The 15791-nt window shown below is 49.9% G+C and carries 12 protein-coding genes and 1 pseudogene; 6 read left to right on the top strand and 7 right to left on the bottom strand.

Going from position 1 to position 15791, the window contains the following annotated elements; all coding sequences use genetic code 11:
* Nucleotides 1-342 precede the first annotated feature (342 nt).
* Nucleotides 343-2007: a 2-isopropylmalate synthase gene (leuA, locus tag ACLTD4_RS15015; RefSeq protein WP_002604818.1), complete on the top strand. Its 1665-nt coding sequence runs from the start codon at nucleotides 343-345 to the stop codon at nucleotides 2005-2007.
* A gap of 151 nt (nucleotides 2008-2158) precedes the next feature.
* Here the strand turns inward: leuA and ACLTD4_RS15010 are convergent, their stop codons facing one another.
* The 4 genes from ACLTD4_RS15010 to ACLTD4_RS14995 all read right to left on the bottom strand — a co-directional run bounded on the left by ACLTD4_RS15010 (nucleotide 2159) and on the right by ACLTD4_RS14995 (nucleotide 5078).
* Complete coding sequence (locus ACLTD4_RS15010; RefSeq protein ID WP_117622406.1) at nucleotides 2159-3244, bottom strand: DUF4179 domain-containing protein; 1086 nt, start codon at nucleotides 3242-3244, stop codon at nucleotides 2159-2161.
* A complete protein-coding gene (locus tag ACLTD4_RS15005; RefSeq protein ID WP_117622405.1) occupies nucleotides 3237-3791 on the bottom strand; it encodes an RNA polymerase sigma factor in 555 nt (184 codons plus the stop codon). The genes ACLTD4_RS15010 and ACLTD4_RS15005 overlap by 8 nt, the downstream gene beginning before the upstream one ends.
* A 157-nt stretch (nucleotides 3792-3948) precedes the next feature.
* On the bottom strand, nucleotides 3949-4287 hold the full coding sequence (locus tag ACLTD4_RS15000) for a hypothetical protein (RefSeq protein ID WP_002604815.1): 339 nt from the start codon (nucleotides 4285-4287) through the stop codon (nucleotides 3949-3951).
* Nucleotides 4288-4304: 17 nt separating this feature from the next.
* Nucleotides 4305-5078, bottom strand: coding sequence for an SDR family oxidoreductase (locus ACLTD4_RS14995; protein ID WP_038259001.1), 774 nt, complete (start codon nucleotides 5076-5078; stop codon nucleotides 4305-4307).
* Nucleotides 5079-5314: 236 nt separating this feature from the next.
* Here ACLTD4_RS14995 and ACLTD4_RS14990 point away from each other — a divergent pair.
* Both ACLTD4_RS14990 and glf read left to right on the top strand, forming a co-directional pair.
* A pseudogene (locus ACLTD4_RS14990) lies at nucleotides 5315-6738 on the top strand (glutamate synthase-related protein).
* A 156-nt stretch (nucleotides 6739-6894) separates the two neighbouring features.
* Nucleotides 6895-7998 carry a UDP-galactopyranose mutase gene (glf, locus tag ACLTD4_RS14985; protein WP_117622403.1) on the top strand — a complete coding sequence of 368 codons (1104 nt, stop codon included), beginning with the start codon at nucleotides 6895-6897 and terminating at the stop codon, nucleotides 7996-7998.
* Nucleotides 7999-8114: 116 nt separating this feature from the next.
* On the opposite strand, the gene ACLTD4_RS14980 is transcribed toward glf, so the two are convergent.
* Complete coding sequence (locus ACLTD4_RS14980; protein WP_055653394.1) at nucleotides 8115-8528, bottom strand: GNAT family N-acetyltransferase; 414 nt, start codon at nucleotides 8526-8528, stop codon at nucleotides 8115-8117.
* Nucleotides 8529-9390: 862 nt separating this feature from the next.
* Nucleotides 9391-11238 carry an aminotransferase class I/II-fold pyridoxal phosphate-dependent enzyme gene (locus ACLTD4_RS14975; protein ID WP_117622402.1) on the bottom strand — a complete coding sequence of 616 codons (1848 nt, stop codon included), beginning with the start codon at nucleotides 11236-11238 and terminating at the stop codon, nucleotides 9391-9393.
* Nucleotides 11239-11508: 270 nt separating this feature from the next.
* On the opposite strand from ACLTD4_RS14975, the gene ACLTD4_RS14970 reads away from it, so the two are divergent.
* Nucleotides 11509-12903, top strand: a complete 1395-nt coding sequence (locus tag ACLTD4_RS14970; RefSeq protein WP_055653397.1) for a L,D-transpeptidase family protein — start codon at nucleotides 11509-11511, stop codon at nucleotides 12901-12903.
* Nucleotides 12904-13091: 188 nt separating this feature from the next.
* Here the strand turns inward: ACLTD4_RS14970 and ACLTD4_RS14965 are convergent, their stop codons facing one another.
* Nucleotides 13092-13970 carry a LysR family transcriptional regulator gene (locus ACLTD4_RS14965; protein ID WP_002604808.1) on the bottom strand — a complete coding sequence of 293 codons (879 nt, stop codon included), beginning with the start codon at nucleotides 13968-13970 and terminating at the stop codon, nucleotides 13092-13094.
* 169 nt (nucleotides 13971-14139) lie between these two features.
* Here ACLTD4_RS14965 and sdaAB point away from each other — a divergent pair, with 169 nt between their 5' ends.
* Nucleotides 14140-14808, top strand: coding sequence for an L-serine ammonia-lyase, iron-sulfur-dependent subunit beta (gene sdaAB / locus ACLTD4_RS14960; protein WP_002604807.1), 669 nt, complete (start codon nucleotides 14140-14142; stop codon nucleotides 14806-14808).
* 55 nt (nucleotides 14809-14863) lie between these two features.
* Nucleotides 14864-15733 carry an L-serine ammonia-lyase, iron-sulfur-dependent, subunit alpha gene (gene sdaAA, locus ACLTD4_RS14955; protein ID WP_181988693.1) on the top strand — a complete coding sequence of 290 codons (870 nt, stop codon included), beginning with the start codon at nucleotides 14864-14866 and terminating at the stop codon, nucleotides 15731-15733.
* Nucleotides 15734-15791: the final 58 nt, after the last annotated feature.

Raw genomic sequence — 15791 nt, 5'->3', positions numbered from 1 at the left:
TTTACATCAAAAAGGGATAGGATTCCTTATATTTTGGGCATTTTTTTAAAGTTGTGTATAAGTATAAACAGTAATGGTGCTTCTGTGGACAGAACTGCGGAAACTCGAGGAAGATTTTTGTTGTAACTCAATTCTGAACGTGCTATAATAGTATAACACTTTACCTCGGCAAATTCCGGGAGGGTGATTCTTATAGTAAAGGAATGATGAAGATGGGGTTAGACCTGTAAAAACCACGTTGTTCATTGTCAAGAAGTATAGCGTGATTTATCGACTCCAAAGCCCTGGATGAAGATAAAAGGGAATGAATCGAATAAAAATTATAATTTGGAGGAGAAAGACATGTTAAACTATCAGAGATATAAGCGGGTACCAGTAATCAATTATCCGGAGAGACAATGGCCGTACAAAGAGATTGAAAAAGCACCGATCTGGTGCAGCGTTGACTTGAGAGATGGAAACCAGGCGCTCATTGAGCCCATGGTTGTGGAAGAGAAGATTGAGATGTTCAACCTTCTTGTGAAGCTTGGTTTTAAGGAGATTGAGATCGGATTTCCGGCCGCTTCCCAGATTGAGTTTGATTTCTTAAGACAGCTCGTAGAAAGGAAACTGATTCCTGATGATGTGGTAGTCCAGGTTCTGGTTCAGTGCCGTGAGCATCTGATTAAGAGGACATTTGAGGCTATTCAGGGAATTAAGAAGGCGATTGTACATATTTATAACTCCACCTCCACTCTGCAGAGGGATGTGGTATTTCACAAGAGCAAAGAGGAGATCAAGGACATTGCCGTAGAAGGCACAGAGATGGTAAAGAAGTACATGGACGGGTTTGACGGGGAAGTAATCCTCGAATATTCACCGGAAAGCTTTACCGGAACGGAACTTGATTTCGCACTTGATATCTGTACGGCAGTACAGGATACATGGGGAGCGACTCCCGAGAAGAAGATCATTATCAATCTTCCTTCGACCGTGGAGATGACGACTCCTAACGTTTACGCAGATCAGATTGAGTGGATGGACCGTCACTTCAAGAACCGTGACAGCATCATTTTAAGCGTTCATCCCCATAACGACCGCGGAACCGGTATCGCGGCCACGGAGCTTGCGCTCCTGGCAGGCGCTGACAGGGTGGAGGGAACTCTGCTCGGCAACGGCGAACGGACCGGCAACGTGGATATTCTGACCGTGGCATATAATATGTTCTCCCAGGGCATCAATCCGGAGTTAAATCTGGAGAATGTCCGCGAGATCGTGGATGTATGTGAGCGGTGCACCAAGATGGAGGTCGAACCGAGACATCCGTATGCAGGAAAGCTCGTCTTTACCGCGTTCTCCGGTTCCCATCAGGATGCCATTAACAAGGGCATGCAGGCCATGCACGAGAGAAACCAGGAGCACTGGGAGGTTCCGTACCTTCCGATCGACCCGGCGGATATCGGCAGACAGTACGAACCAATCGTGCGCATCAACAGCCAGTCCGGCAAGGGCGGCGTGGCGTTCGTCATGGATACATTCTATGGTTTCAGGCTTCCGAAGGGAATGCACAAGGAATTTGCCGATGTTATTCAGGCGATTTCTGAGAAGCAGGGTGAGGTTGCGCCTGAGCAGATCATGGATGAGTTCAAGAGAAACTACAGCGAGCGCAAGGAACCGATCCATTTCCGTAAGTGCCAGATTACAGAGGCCGAGGACGATACCGAGTTCTCAACGCTGGCCAAGGTCCGTTATACCGACCACGGCGTGGAGAAGGTCTTTGAAGGCGTCGGAAACGGTCCTATCGATGCGGTACAGAAGGGACTTGAGAAAGAGCTGGGAATTGAAATCCGGGTACTGGATTACAACGAGCACGCACTTACTTCCGGTTCAGGAGCACAGGCGGCTTCCTATATCCACCTGCTGGATGTGAAGACCGGACGCGCCACATACGGCGTGGGCATCAGCTCCAACATCACCAGAGCCTCAATCAGAGGTATCTTTAGTGCGGTGAACCGTCTGTTTTATTAAAAAGGAAGAGATATAGCAGAGGCTGCTGCAGAACGACTGAGTGATCGGTCGTTTTGCAGCAGCCTTTTTGTTTCATAGGAAAGTTCAGCCTATGAAATAAAAAACCTCCGGGAGGATGCGCACTCCGCGCTAAGGGAGTACTCCTGTTACTTTAATTTAACGGATACTCTGTACCGTTGACTGAAATGGACTGTATCTCGGATACCAGGATAATCCGTCCGAATTCACCGGCTATTGCAAGCTTTCCGCTGGGATTCCTCTGCCCGTATGTGGTGGTGACAAGCGGTCCGGTCATAGGATCTTCTCCGATGACAACGCCGCCGCCTCCGGTTATTGTACCGCCTTCGCCGGAGTCGAAGGACATGGGCGTGATCAAATCTTCCTGTGATCCGTCCTTAAAGGTAAGGCTGATGGAAGGCGTGGGAAGTCCGCCGGAGGCAGCGCCTTCACTTCCGATAACCAGGAAGCCTAAGGGGGAGATCTGGAGCGTCTCAATCGTCAGACTGCTGTCGATGGCCTGATTGATGGTAAGCTCTGCAGCGGCCGCCGAGCCTTTGATATCCGATTCCAGGGTCAGGTTTCCCAGACTTTCAGACAGGGAGATTTTCATATTCCAGCCGGTACAGTCGGTCAGGGAATCCAGCTGAATGTGGTAAAAATGCTGGCTTTTCGATGAAAATTCCGTCAGTTCCGTGCAGGTAAAGGCCATGGTCTGTTCCTCCTGCTCAGAACCGGAGACGGGAGGCTGAAGCTCTACCTGGAACAGATTGAAAGGATCTGTTTTTTCGATGTCTTTGTCGGCCTTGCCGGATACGGTCTTCAGCGATACAATGAGGTTGATCTTGTAGCCGTCTGTCAGCATGCTGTCCAGCGCCATTTGCCGGGTGCCGTCCGTGACGGTGATTTCAGGTGTCAGAATATCCTGTCTGGCATTGTCAACCGTGTCTCCGTAGATGGAGCGGAAATACTCGAATCCTCCTACCATGGCAAACGCAGTCGTTGCAAACAGGCAGAAGACAGCGGCGATCGCCGCAATTTTCCATGTTTTCTTTTTCATATTTACTCTTTTCCCGACCGGTGCGGCCGTTTTCTGTTCCGGATGCAGCTTCTGAAATACGATATCTTCTATGCGCTGCTCCGAGGGGTGTAAGTCTGTCATATTGGTCACTTCCAGGTCTTCCATATATTGCGGGTTCATCCGGGAACATAAATCACTGATTTTTATCTTTTTATTCATATTGATATCCCCTTTCTTCAAAGATCCCTTTTATCCGTTTGCGGCATCTGTGCAGCTTTGTGCGGATCGTCGACTGGTTCATGGCCAGCCGTCTGCTGATGGCCTCGATGCGCTCACCCAGAAAGTAAAACCGGATAAAGATTTCCCTGTCCGGCTCGCCGAAGGCCTCCACTGCCGAATTGATAATCTGTGTCTGCTCCCGCTTGATGGCCAGTTCATCGGGATTTTCCCCGGCCTGCAATGTGATGATGTCATCGTCAAAGGGCAGGGCAGCTTCTCCGCGCTTTCGCAGTCTGCTGATCGCCGTATTGCGGGCGGTCTGAGCCAGATAGGGGCGCAGCGGCCTGTCCTCCATGAGGCCGGCCGCATGGTTCCAGACGGACAGAAATACGTCGGCGGACAGTTCCTCCACATCCTCCACGCTCAGGCTCCCTTGGGAAATGTTGCAGACAATAGCCGCTACATAGCCGGAATACTGCTTCATTAAGTCCCGGAGGCCGTCCTCCTCCCTGTGCTTTAGCTTTTGGATGATTTCGTAGTCATTCATGATATCCTCCTTTTTATGTATCTCACCTATCAGTACGCAGTCTGTCAGAAAATGTTTCAGTTTATTCCAACTTTTTTATTTCCGCGCAGGGCAGAAACACAGAGACCGCGGCAGCCTTCCGAGAAAGGTGCCGCGGTCTCCAAATGGGTTTGCTGATCTATAGCGGATAGATGTTCAGCCGTTTTATTTTGCCGTTCTCATCCGTCTCGGATAAGAAGGCGGTAACCGGTACGACGTGATCGTGGTAGGTAATAAAGTACCATACGGTATTATCCCCCACGTATTTGACACTGTGAATGGGAAATGGTCCCCCGTTGAATCCGAATTTGTGGTGGAACATCATCTCCACGGCCATCCTTCCTTCCAGGTGGATGGTGTCCATGCCGGCCTTTATAACGGACGAATCGTGAAGAACACCGTACTCATTAAACAGATCGGCCAGTGCCACTTCGTCGCCCTTTTTCATGCATTCAATATACTGCTCTAAGATTGTCATCACTTTTTCCTCCTTATTTAAATCTGCTCTGAACGAAGCAGGGCGTCAATGCCGCCGTCAACGAACAGAATGACTCCGTTGATGCCGCTTGCCAGCGGAGATGCCAGGAACACAATTCCATTGGCGATCTCCTGGGCGTCCAGGAATTCCCTGCGCCCGTAGCGTGTTGGTATCGGGATTAATAAGGCGGCTTCCATCTGGGCGTCTGTCATACCCTGGGTCATCGGTGTCGTCGTGTTGCCGGGGGCCACAGAGTTGATTCTCAGTCCGTCTACGGCCCAGGAAGGAGAAATCCGGCGGACCCAGCGGGCGAGTGCGTGTTTGGAGGAACTGTAGCAGGACGGTGTCTGATTCCTGGGGATATCGTCCGCCAGTTCCAGAATTCTGTCTTCATCCATGACGTTGGAGAGCATATCAACCCAGTCCATACGCACTGTCATGTTGGTGATGGAGTTGGAGGAGGTGATGACACAGTTGCCGCGTTTCTTCTTAAGTAATGGTCTTAAGCCTTCCGCCAATTGAATGCTGGCAAAGAAGTTCAGGGCAAATATCATCTTCGGCGGCGCGGTCGGACCGACACCTGCATTACAGATCAGAACATCGATTCCGTCGGGATACTTCTCAAAGACCGCCTCGATGGCACCCTGGCGTCCCTCCTTCGTGGACAGATCGGCCAGGTAGTCTCCGCCCTTATAATCAATGTTAAATACCTCATGACCCTGGTCCAGTAATGTCTTTCGTACCGCTGCTCCGATTCCGGTTGTTCCGCCGGTAATTACATATGTACTCACTGTTCTTACCTCTCTTTCTCCCATCTGTTTCATGGTGATGCCTAGATAATAGTAATTATTATTAACTTATGAAAACAGCATATCATGTCATGAATTAATTGTCAATTAAAATAAATATTTCACAATCTACGGTTAAAAAAAGGACAAACAGGTATTGTTGTTGCACAAAAATGGTGGTAAACTGGGACTATAAAAAATCCTGCATAAGAAAAGCGGGGAAAGAAAGGAGACAGAATATGGCGAGATTTCAGTGTGGTGTGTGCGGATTTGTTTATGATGAGGAAAAAGAAGGGAAACCTTTTGAAGATCTGAAAGAATGTCCGGTGTGCAGGCAGCCGGCCTCCGTGTTTGCCCCGTTAAAGGAAGCAGAGGAGGAAGCTGCATTGACGAAGGAGGAGGCAGTATCCGCGGAATCTGTGGATATCGGTGAAAATCGGCTAAAGGGCCTGGAATACGATCCAAAGTATGCGAGACAGGACAGCACCTGCCGCTATATGAAAGAGATCCATGAGATGGCGGTGAGCGGGAAGACGATTATCGATGCCATGGGCACAAAGATGGCCATGCCAAATTGGGATGATATCCTGATTCTGGGTGCGCAGCTGAATCCGCCGCCTTTGATGGAGCACGATCCGGTGAATATCACTACGGTGATCGGCAAGCGCGCGAAAAAGCCCATGGTGCTGGACGGACCGGTCTACATATCCCATATGTCCTTCGGAGCGATGTCGAAGGAGATGAAGGTGGCGCTGGCAGAGGGAAGCGCCATGGCCAGGACTGCCATGTGCAGCGGCGAGGGCGGAATACTGCCGGAGGAGAAGGCCGCGGCTTACAAGTATATCTTCGAGTACGTACCCAATAAATACAGCGTGACGCCTGAGAATCTCCAGGAGGCAGATGCCATCGAAATCAAGATTGGAGAACCGCCGGGATGGGCGGCCATCTGCCGGGAGAAAAGGTAACTCCTGAGATTGCTGCGATCCGTAATAAGCCGCTGGGCAAGGACGTGATCAGCCCTTCCAAATTTGAAGATATCCGCAGCAAAGAGGATTTGAGGGACCTGGTAACCCAGCTGCGCCTTGCGTCTGACGGACGGCCCATCGGGATCAAGATTGCGGCGGGAAGAATTGAAAAGGATTTGGAGTACTGTGTGTTCGCAGAACCTGATTTTATCACCATAGACGGCAGAGGAGGCGCCACGGGAGCCAGTCCGAAGCTGGTACGGGATTCCACCAGCGTTCCCACGGTCTTCGCCCTGTCGCGGGCGAGAAAGTATTTAGATGAGGCAGGAGCCGACATTGATCTGGTGATTACAGGCGGACTGCGGGTCTCCTCCGATTTTGCAAAGGCCATTGCCATGGGCGCGGATGCCGTGGCGATAGCGTCTGCGGGCCTGATTGCAGCGGCATGTCAGCAGTACCGGATCTGCGGAAGCGGAAACTGTCCGGTGGGAGCGGCCACGCAGGACCCGGAACTGAGAAAAAGGTTTAATGTCTGTGCCGCGTCTGCACGTGTCGGCAACTTTTTAAAATGCAGCTTTGAGGAACTGAAAACATACGCGCGGATTACCGGTCATGAAGATATCCACGATATGACGGTGGACGATCTGTGCACGATTAACCGGGAGATTTCGGAATTTACGGATATCCGGCATGCGTAAGACGGAAGACATATGAGATACATAAGATACGGTGACACGATACGGCCGCCGGGGCAGGGAACTGAAAGGACTCTGCTCCGGCGGCCGTTGTTTACATTTCCGGGCAGATATAGTACAATGATGGGCAGATGATTACAGAACAGGAGAACACAAAACATGAAAAAGTATGATTACGTCCTGGTAGGCAGCGGACTCTATTCCGGAGTCTTCGCATATCTGGCGGGAAAAAAGGGCAAGAAGTGTCTGGTGGTGGAAAAGCGGGATCATATCGGCGGCAATATTTACTGTGAGGACGTGGAAGGCATCCATGTTCATCGTTACGGCGCGCACATTTTCCATACCAGCAACCGGGAGGTCTGGAAATTTGTGAATGAACTGGCAGAGTTCAACCGCTATACCAACAGCCCGGTGGCAAATTATAAGGGTGAAATGTACAATATGCCCTTCAATATGAATACCTTCAGCAGGATGTGGGGCGTATCCACTCCGGCAGAGGCGAAAAAGAAGATTGAGGAACAGAAGGCCTCCGTAAAGGGAGAACCGAAGAATCTGGAAGAACAGGCCATCAGTCTGGTGGGCATGGATTTATACCAGAAGCTGATCAAGGGCTATACGGAGAAACAGTGGGGCCGTGACTGCAAGGACTTACCGTCCTTTATTATCAAACGGATTCCAGTGCGTTTTACGTATGACAATAATTATTTTAATGACCTGTTTCAGGGAATTCCGGTAGGCGGCTATAACGTAATTATAGACAAGCTGTTCGAGGGATGCGACATCGAGACGGGAGTGGATTACCTGGAGAATAAGGAGCGGTATGACTGTCTGGGTGAGACTGTTGTCTATACGGGGACCATCGACGCTTACTTCGGATACCGTTACGGAAAGCTGGAGTACAGAAGCCTGCGTTTTGAGAGCGAGACGGTGGACACCGATAATTATCAGGGGGTCGCTGTGGTAAACTACACAGACAGGGAGACTCCGTATACGCGGATTATCGAGCATAAGCATTTTGAATTCGGAACCCAGCCTAAATCGGTGATCACCCGGGAGTATCCGGTGACCTGGAGTGAGGGCATGGAACCGTACTATCCGGTCAACGATGAGAAAAATCAGGAGCTGTTCCAGAAATATGCGTCCCTGGCAGATGGCGAAAAGAACGTGATCTTCGGCGGCCGGCTGGGCGAATACAAGTATTACGATATGGATAAGGTGATTGAATCGGCGATGAAAAAGGCCGGAGAGGTGCTGGGAGTATAAACGGAATCGCGGCGGAATAATACAGAACGTGATATAAATTCAGAGTGGAGGCCGCAGGAAACTGCCGCCTCCATTTGACACATTCGGGCAGGAAGCAGTTTCGATCCGCCTCCATTTTAAAGAGTTTTGGTAAGATAATACCGTTTTCCCGTGAGTGGATATTCTTCCAGCGCAAACACTTCACGATAACCGTGTTTTTTATAAAAATCCGGCGCCTGGAAGCTGAACGTATCCAGAAAGGCGTATTTGCAGCCCCTTTTCGTGGCTTCTATTTCTGCTTCCTCCAGAATCCGGCTGCCGATATGCTGGCCTCTCAAGGATTCATCCACCCATAAAAACTTAACCATAAGCCAGTTGCCATGGGTCTCTCCAATCAGCCCCGCCAGTTTCCTGCCCTGCTCATCTTCCAAATAGATGCCCAGTTCCTTTGGATTTCTGTCCTCGATTCTGGCCAGATTATATTCCAGCAGTCCCTGAAAAATTTCCGATCTGTCCTTTTCTTCTATCTTTTCTGTTATTTTAAAATTCATTCTAATCCCCTTTTCTGATGTATGCTCCGCCTTCTGTGAGGCGGAATGGAAGTGCGGTGTGGGAGGTGCCCTTACAGTATAGGGGAAAGCCGGGCGGAGTGCAATGGTCTTTCTAAAGAATTCATGACATTTCCAGATGGCTATGGTAAACTGTATATATCAGCGGAAGAGGAGGTGAGGCCATGTCTGAGAAAACCGATTCCGTTGAGAAACGGGAACGGACGGCAGTGGCACCGCCATCTTAAGAACCGGCCTATAAGAAAGGGCCATTGCATGCAGCCGCGATACCAATTGAGTACTCAGCAGTAAGGGGGAAAACGATGAAAAGAAATAAAAACTGTTTCATAATTTTTTACACGGTTGTAAACATAGCTCCAGTTGTATTAACGATTCTTACAGATATGATGCTCAGAGCATACAAACGGTATGCTTTTCCCGCTATGCCTGTCTATTACCTGTATATTTTTACTCCAATTGTAATTTCAATCCTGTCTTTTATAAAGATAAAAATGCAAAGCAGAATGCCGGTTAAGCTTAGCAGACTTCTTAATATGATAGTCATTATATTTTTTGTTATTGCGGTAAAGCTTTTTTATCATACGCTGGGATTCATGCATTTTATCAGCACGTACGTCTTCACTGCATTTGTCTTTTATTTACAGTTGTGTTCTCTGGCTTATGATATTTTCTTTCGAAAAAGTGAGGATAATAAATGAATTAATTATTTGTATTCGACGTAATGAAAGAGAGCAGTATCTTACCTGCCGGAGCTCCAGCCCGGGAAGAAGATTCCCTGCATAAAACGGCCGGCGGCATGGAACCATTGAGTTCATATGCCGCCGGCCGTTTTATTCCTTGCAATTTACAAGGCTTCTGCACCGTCTGCCATCGCCTTAAGCGCCGCGATAAGTCTGAGGTTATCTTCTCCATTTCTGACTGCGATCCGCACATACTGTCTTCCGTTATGCAGCTTTGAGGTCAGATCCTTGATGAAAATATCGTGTTTCAACAGTTCGCAGGCAATCTCCCTGCTGGTGCGGCCTTCCATGACCTCGCACATCACATAGTTCGCCTGAGAAGGGATCGGCCGGAGAAATGAAACAGAGCTTAACTCCTTTATTAGCCCGCTTCGGTCTGCAGCCAGTTTTTTTAAGGATTCCCGGTAGTCTTTTTTATACTTTTCGCTGTTCTGCATAAAGAATTCGCCAAAGGAGTTGATGTTCCAGATCGGCGCCTCTTTTTTTAACAATGCGATCGCGGCCTCGTCGGAACTTGCCAGAACACCGAGGCGGATTCCGGGAACTCCATAGGATTTGGAGATGCTCTTTACGACGAAAAGACCGCTGTAGGACTGCAGCACCTCCTCATTAATCAGGGATAAGTCCAGGGCCTGCGTGTCTCCTGAAAGCTCTGCAAAGTCAGAAAAGCTTTCATCGATAACGAGGCGTATGGAACTTGTCCTGGCCCAGTCAATCAGCTTTTTAAGGCCTTCGCAGTCGATGTAATTGCCGCTGGGATTATCAGGGTTAATGAGGACCAGCGTACCTACCGTGTGGCCGGGACTGTCGTAATACCGGATTAAATCTTCCGCCGTGTAGGAGAAATCTTCATTATCCGGTGTGTAGACAACCGATAATGCGCTGTCATAGCGATTGGGATATTCTTCAAAGGTCGGGCGGATAAAGCCTACAGGACCTTCCGTGTGTTCCATGAGTACCTTAATCAGTTCTGCGGCACCATTGCCGATCACGATGTGCTCCGGCCGTACGCCGAAGTTTCTGGAGGCCAGCAGGCTGTTGATCCGCATACCGGAGGGATATTCCGAGATCAGGATCTCAAAATTGGATTTCATCTCGTCGAGCATCTTCTGAGGCGGAAAATAGGGATTGACGAGATAGCAGAAGTCCAGCAGCTTCGGATAACGCCAGTGGCCGCCGTAGCGGGAGGCAATGGCATCATACCGCTTCTGGATGGTGCTGGCAAAAAGGCTTTCCGCAATATCCAGATCCTGAATGTCGTCGATCTCATACCAGACCTCGCCGTTCAGCCTTTTAGCCTTGATCTCCTTTGTCTCCAGAAGGGCGATGAGTTTGATGACGGATTCGTAGTATTCGTTGTTGCCCATGGCCTTCGCATACGCTTCCAGGAAGGGAACGTAGGTGTTGGCGGAAAAATGCTGACTGAATTTATAGATATTGACGGTCTTATAGTAACCGCCCTTGTCTTCGAACTTTAAGTATTTACCCGGGATAAAATCTTTGATGGAATCGTCGTCATCCAGCACCATGCAGGTTCCGTCCATCCAGCTGGCGAACTTGTCCACCAGAGCCAGGGTCTCTCTGGAGTCTTCCATCAGAATATCTACCAGGGCTTCCTCAAAAATGATATCGGATTCAAAGAGCAGCGTATCCTCGGATACGAGATACTGTTTGGCCAGAGCCAGGGAGTAGATATTGTTCGTTTTGTCATAGACCTCATTGTTGATAAAGCAGATGGGAGTCTGTATGGCCAGCGTACCGATATAGTCCATGAGCTTCCGGCCTTCATAGCCTACCACAATGACAATTCTGGAAAGCTGTTTTTTATCGAGAATGCGCAGCGCGCGTTCAATTAAAGTGGTTCCATTCACCTTTACCATACATTTTGTATTTTCCGCGGTATATTCCTTCAGTCTCTTTCCCATACCTGCGGCCAGGATGATTGCCTGCATCGCGTTCCTCCAATCCGCGCCCGTCGCGGGCACTTCAAAATTCAGCTTCATTTTATCACAGGCGGGAGATGATTACAATGCGGAAACGCTGGGAGTGGGCTGAATGTATCTTAAGATATTAAGAATTCTTACGATTTTCTTATAAAATTACGATTTTTCCGGATGCTTTACTTTTAAAAATCGCTATAGTATAATGATACTATCTGCTTTTTAGAGTATGGAAAGCCCGTTTCTTTCGGGAAAAAACGGATGTATCAGGAGGATAAGGATATGTTACAGGCATTGAAAAAGGTGGCGGGTGCCGTAGCGCTTGCCGCTTTCATGGTGTTAGGCTGCATGACGGCATTTGCCGACGATGAGGTACAAAATCCACCGTCTCCACATGTTGTATATCAGGTATTTACCGATGGTCAGTGGAAGAATGAAGCCATGGACAAGCAGTCGGCATCAGATTCAGCATCGCCGGTGGAGGGCCTTAAGGTATGGCTCACCGGTGTGGACGGGAGTATTTCCTACCGCGTATACTTACACGACGGCGGCTGGCAGGGCTGGGTTTCTGACGGAGCTGTGGCAGGCGGAGAGAATACCGGGAATCAGATTGAAGCGATTCAGATGAAGCTTTCAGGATACGCAGGACAGGTACTGGATGTCTGGTACCGGGCAACTGTTTCAGGCAAAGAAAAACTTGGCCTGGCCATGACTGGAAGTCCGGCTGGAACCGTAGGAGAGGGGAAACCCTTGACGAGCCTGGAGGCTTACCTGACAGAAGTGAATCATAACGAGAGCGACGGGACACCGTCTGTCAGAACGAATCTTCCATTTGGATTCTATGATGACAATGGCGTAACACGCTACACGGATGTTCCTGGCGGTGTGTTTACCGGCTGGGTCGATCATGACGGAGTGCGCTACTATGTCAGAGACAACTCTTTCTTAACCGGCTGGCAGTACTTAGACGGACTGAAGTTTTACTTCGACGAACAGGGAAAACTGGTCCAGGATTTAGACCCGATTATCGGAATCCAGAGTTCCTACGTAATTAAGGTCAACAAACAGCTAAACACACTGATTCCTTATGCAAAGGATGGCGATAACGGATACATTATTCCGGTGAAATCCATGCTGTGTTCCGTGGGAGATGACACCCCGCTGGGAACCTTCCATACACCGGAGAAGTACCGCTGGCGCCTTATGGTAAATGATACCTATACCCAGTATGCGACCAGAATTACCGCTGGACAGGGATTTTTGATTCACTCGGTCTGTTACGACAAACCCGACATCTACACGATGCAGTCCGTCGGTTATAACGGACTGGGCGTGGTGCGTTCCCTTGGCTGTATCCGTCTGACCGCGGAGAATGCCAAGTGGGTATATGACAACTGCCCGATCGGCACCACGATCGAGATCTTCGAGGATCCGGTAAGTGTAGGCCCATACTATAAACCAACCGTAACTCCGATACCGGTTGAACAGACATGGGATCCGACCGATCCGCTGGTAAGCGAGGATATGAAGAATCAGGCCGCAGCGGCACAGCAGGAAGAAGCTGCACGCCGTCAGGCGGAAGAGCAGGCAGCGGCACAGGCCGCAGCCGAGCAGAAGGCAGCAGAAGAAGCCGCAGAGAAGGAAAGACAGGAAGTCGGACCGGGCTTTGGACTGTAAAAGATGAAAGAAGTGCAGCATCAGAATCTGTTTAAGGCAGATTCTGATGCTGCTTTTTTCATTCCATAGGAAAGTTCGTCCTATGGAATGAAAACCCTCCGGGGGATGCGCACTCCGCGCTAAGGAAATTTGGTTGCTGAAGCAACCGCGCTCCGGCGCAAGAGTCCGGCGAGCCGGGCTCTTCGTTTTCATTCCATCATGGCCAGCCGTATAAATTCATCCATTTCCCGCGTCTTCCATTTATCCTTGTGGTAGAAGATCTGGCGGTACATGGAGGCGTGGAAATCGGTGACATCGAGGACACAGGTCTGCCCCTTTGCGGCGCTTTCCATAACGGCGAAGCGTGGAAGGAAGGAGAGACCCTTGTTCTCCTCGATCATTTTAATGATAAATTCGGTATTGCTGATCTCCAGAAATGGGGTCAGCAGTATATTCTTCGTTGCCAGATAGCGGTCAAATGCGCGCCTGTAATTGGCATTCTTCTCCGTCAGGAAGAAGGGCTCATGAAGCAGCTCCTCCAGTTTAATCCCTTTCTTTCCGGCTAAAGGAAAGGAGGGCGAGGAGAGGAAGACCACCTCTTCCTTCTGTTCCATGGCCTTATACCAGTTGCTGTCATAGCGGGGCTCGTCCAGAATATAGATAAGATCCAGCTGGTTGTGTTCCATCATTTCGATCAATTCTTCCGGCGGCGCGGTGGTGATCCGTATCGCTACCTTCGGGTGATGTTCCCTGAAATAGCGCAGGATAGAAGGAAATTTCGAAAAACAGAGGGACTCAATGGTGCCGATATGGAGGGGATTTTTGAGTTCCGTTTCATCGCTGACGGACAGCTTCGCCCGATTGACCTCATAGAGGATATCGTAAGCACTGGTCAAAAACTGGCTTCCCTGCGGTGTGAGTGTGACCTTTCTTCCGATCCGGTCGAAGAGTCTGGTGCCCAGCTCCTCCTCCAGCAGCCGGATCTGTACCGTGACAGCGGACTGAGAATACCCCAGGCTCCCGGCTGCCTTTGAAAAGCTCTGAAGCTGTGCCGCCCGGATAAATGTGCTCAACTGACGCAGTTCCATTTGATTTACGCCCCTTTCCAAGGATGATTCCGGAATATAATCTATTAAAAATATTCAATAAGTATATAAAATATATGAATTGGATTCATACATAATGCCATGATATAATGAGACCATAAAGATGTCAACCGTGAAATGAAAAAACAGGAAACGGTGCAGGGAGGTTATCATGTCGTTTATCAGTGTTTTTGATGTATTGGGGCCTAATATGATCGGCCCATCCAGTTCACACACGGCGGGAACCGCTGTCATTGCCTATCTCGCCCAAAAGATGATCAATGGGCCGCTTAAGAAGGTAGAATTTACCCTTTACGGGTCATTTGCCAAAACGTACAAAGGCCACGGTACGGACCGGGCTCTCTTAGGCGGAATTATGGGATTTTCCACGGATGATACCAGGATCCGGGAATCATTCCGTATCGCTGACGAGCGGGGCCTTGAGTTTCAATTCATTGTAAATGATACGGAAACCGATATTTACCCAAACACCGTGGATATCCGCATGGAGAATGAGGCCGGCCAGGTCATGACCGTGCGCGGGGAGTCTCTGGGGGGCGGAAAGGTGCGGATCGTGCGCATCAACCAGGTGAAGGTGGATTTCTCCGGCGAGTACAGCGCCGTCATCGTCGTCCATCAGGACAAGCCGGGTGTCGCCGCCCATATCACAAAAGTATTGAGCGACTGCAGCGTCAATATTGCCTTTATGAGAATATTCCGCGAGGCGAAGGGACATACGGCCTACACCATTGTGGAGTCTGACAACCGCCTGCCCGAAAATATAACTGAGACCTTAAGAGAAAACAGCCACGTTCATGATGTGATGATCGTACAGTCATAGGAATGGCGCCGCCGTGTATCTGAAGCAGGCGGCACAGGTGAGGAGAAGAAAAATGATGGATTTTAAAAATGCCAGAGAGCTTCTGGATTTATGCAGTGAAAATCATTGTCCGATATCAACGATTATGCGGAAGAGAGAATGTGACCAGGGAGAGACAACATCCGAGGAGGCGGACGGACGTATGAGGCGTGTCCTGGAGATCATGCGCTCATCCGCCACAGAGCCGATTGAAAGGCCAGGGAAATCCATGGGCGGCCTGATCGGCGGAGAGGCCCGGAAGCTGGCCGTACGCCGGGAACATGGACAAGCCGTATGCGGTACAGTCATGAGCCGGGCGATCACCCACGCCATGGCTGTCCTGGAGGTAAATTCCTCCATGGGACTGATCGTAGCGGCCCCCACAGCAGGCTCCTCCGGCATCGTCCCGGGACTGCTGCTGGCCCTTCAGGAAGAGTACGGCCTTACTGACGACCAGCTTATTGACGCCCTTTACAACGCTGGAGCCGTCGGCTACCTGGCCATGCGCAACGCCACGGTGGCTGGAGCCGTAGGGGGCTGTCAGGCCGAGGTCGGAATCGCCTCCGCCATGGCCGCGTCAGCCGCGGTAGAGCTGATGGAGGGAACCCCGGAGCAGTGCCTCTACGCCGCCTCCACGGTTCTCATGAACATGCTTGGCCTCGTCTGCGACCCCGTAGGCGGCCTTGTAGAATATCCCTGCCAGAACCGCAACGCTTCCGGTGTGGCCAATGCCCTGATCGCTGCAGAGATTTCCTTAAGCGGAATCAGACAGCTGATCCCCTTCGATGAGATGCTGGCTACCATGTACTCTGTGGGCAAAAAGCTTCCTTCTGAACTCCGTGAAACCGCTTTGGGAGGCTGTGCCTCAACTCCATCAGCCTGTCAGTTGTGCCATTTATCCAGTTAATTGAGAGGCTTTACTTTTCCGCCCCAATATTGTAGAATAAAACGGAACATTGTTAGAA

Source organism: Hungatella sp. (assembly GCF_046966825.1).
Note: the sequence above shows the minus strand (reverse complement) of the source record. Positions and strands in the feature narration are given on the sequence as shown.

Coding starts and splice junctions, on each gene's coding strand:
- leuA (WP_002604818.1), top strand. CDS start 343: ATGTTAAACTATCAGAGATATAAGCGGGTACCAGTAATCAATTATCCG.
- ACLTD4_RS15005 (WP_117622405.1), bottom strand. CDS start 3,791: ATGAATGACTACGAAATCATCCAAAAGCTAAAGCACAGGGAGGAGGAC.
- glf (WP_117622403.1), top strand. CDS start 6,895: ATGAAAAAGTATGATTACGTCCTGGTAGGCAGCGGACTCTATTCCGGA.
- ACLTD4_RS14980 (WP_055653394.1), bottom strand. CDS start 8,528: ATGAATTTTAAAATAACAGAAAAGATAGAAGAAAAGGACAGATCGGAA.
- ACLTD4_RS15010 (WP_117622406.1), bottom strand. CDS start 3,244: ATGAATAAAAAGATAAAAATCAGTGATTTATGTTCCCGGATGAACCCG.
- ACLTD4_RS14970 (WP_055653397.1), top strand. CDS start 11,509: ATGTTACAGGCATTGAAAAAGGTGGCGGGTGCCGTAGCGCTTGCCGCT.
- ACLTD4_RS14965 (WP_002604808.1), bottom strand. CDS start 13,970: ATGGAACTGCGTCAGTTGAGCACATTTATCCGGGCGGCACAGCTTCAG.
- sdaAB (WP_002604807.1), top strand. CDS start 14,140: ATGTCGTTTATCAGTGTTTTTGATGTATTGGGGCCTAATATGATCGGC.
- ACLTD4_RS15000 (WP_002604815.1), bottom strand. CDS start 4,287: ATGACAATCTTAGAGCAGTATATTGAATGCATGAAAAAGGGCGACGAA.
- ACLTD4_RS14975 (WP_117622402.1), bottom strand. CDS start 11,238: ATGCAGGCAATCATCCTGGCCGCAGGTATGGGAAAGAGACTGAAGGAA.
- sdaAA (WP_181988693.1), top strand. CDS start 14,864: ATGGATTTTAAAAATGCCAGAGAGCTTCTGGATTTATGCAGTGAAAAT.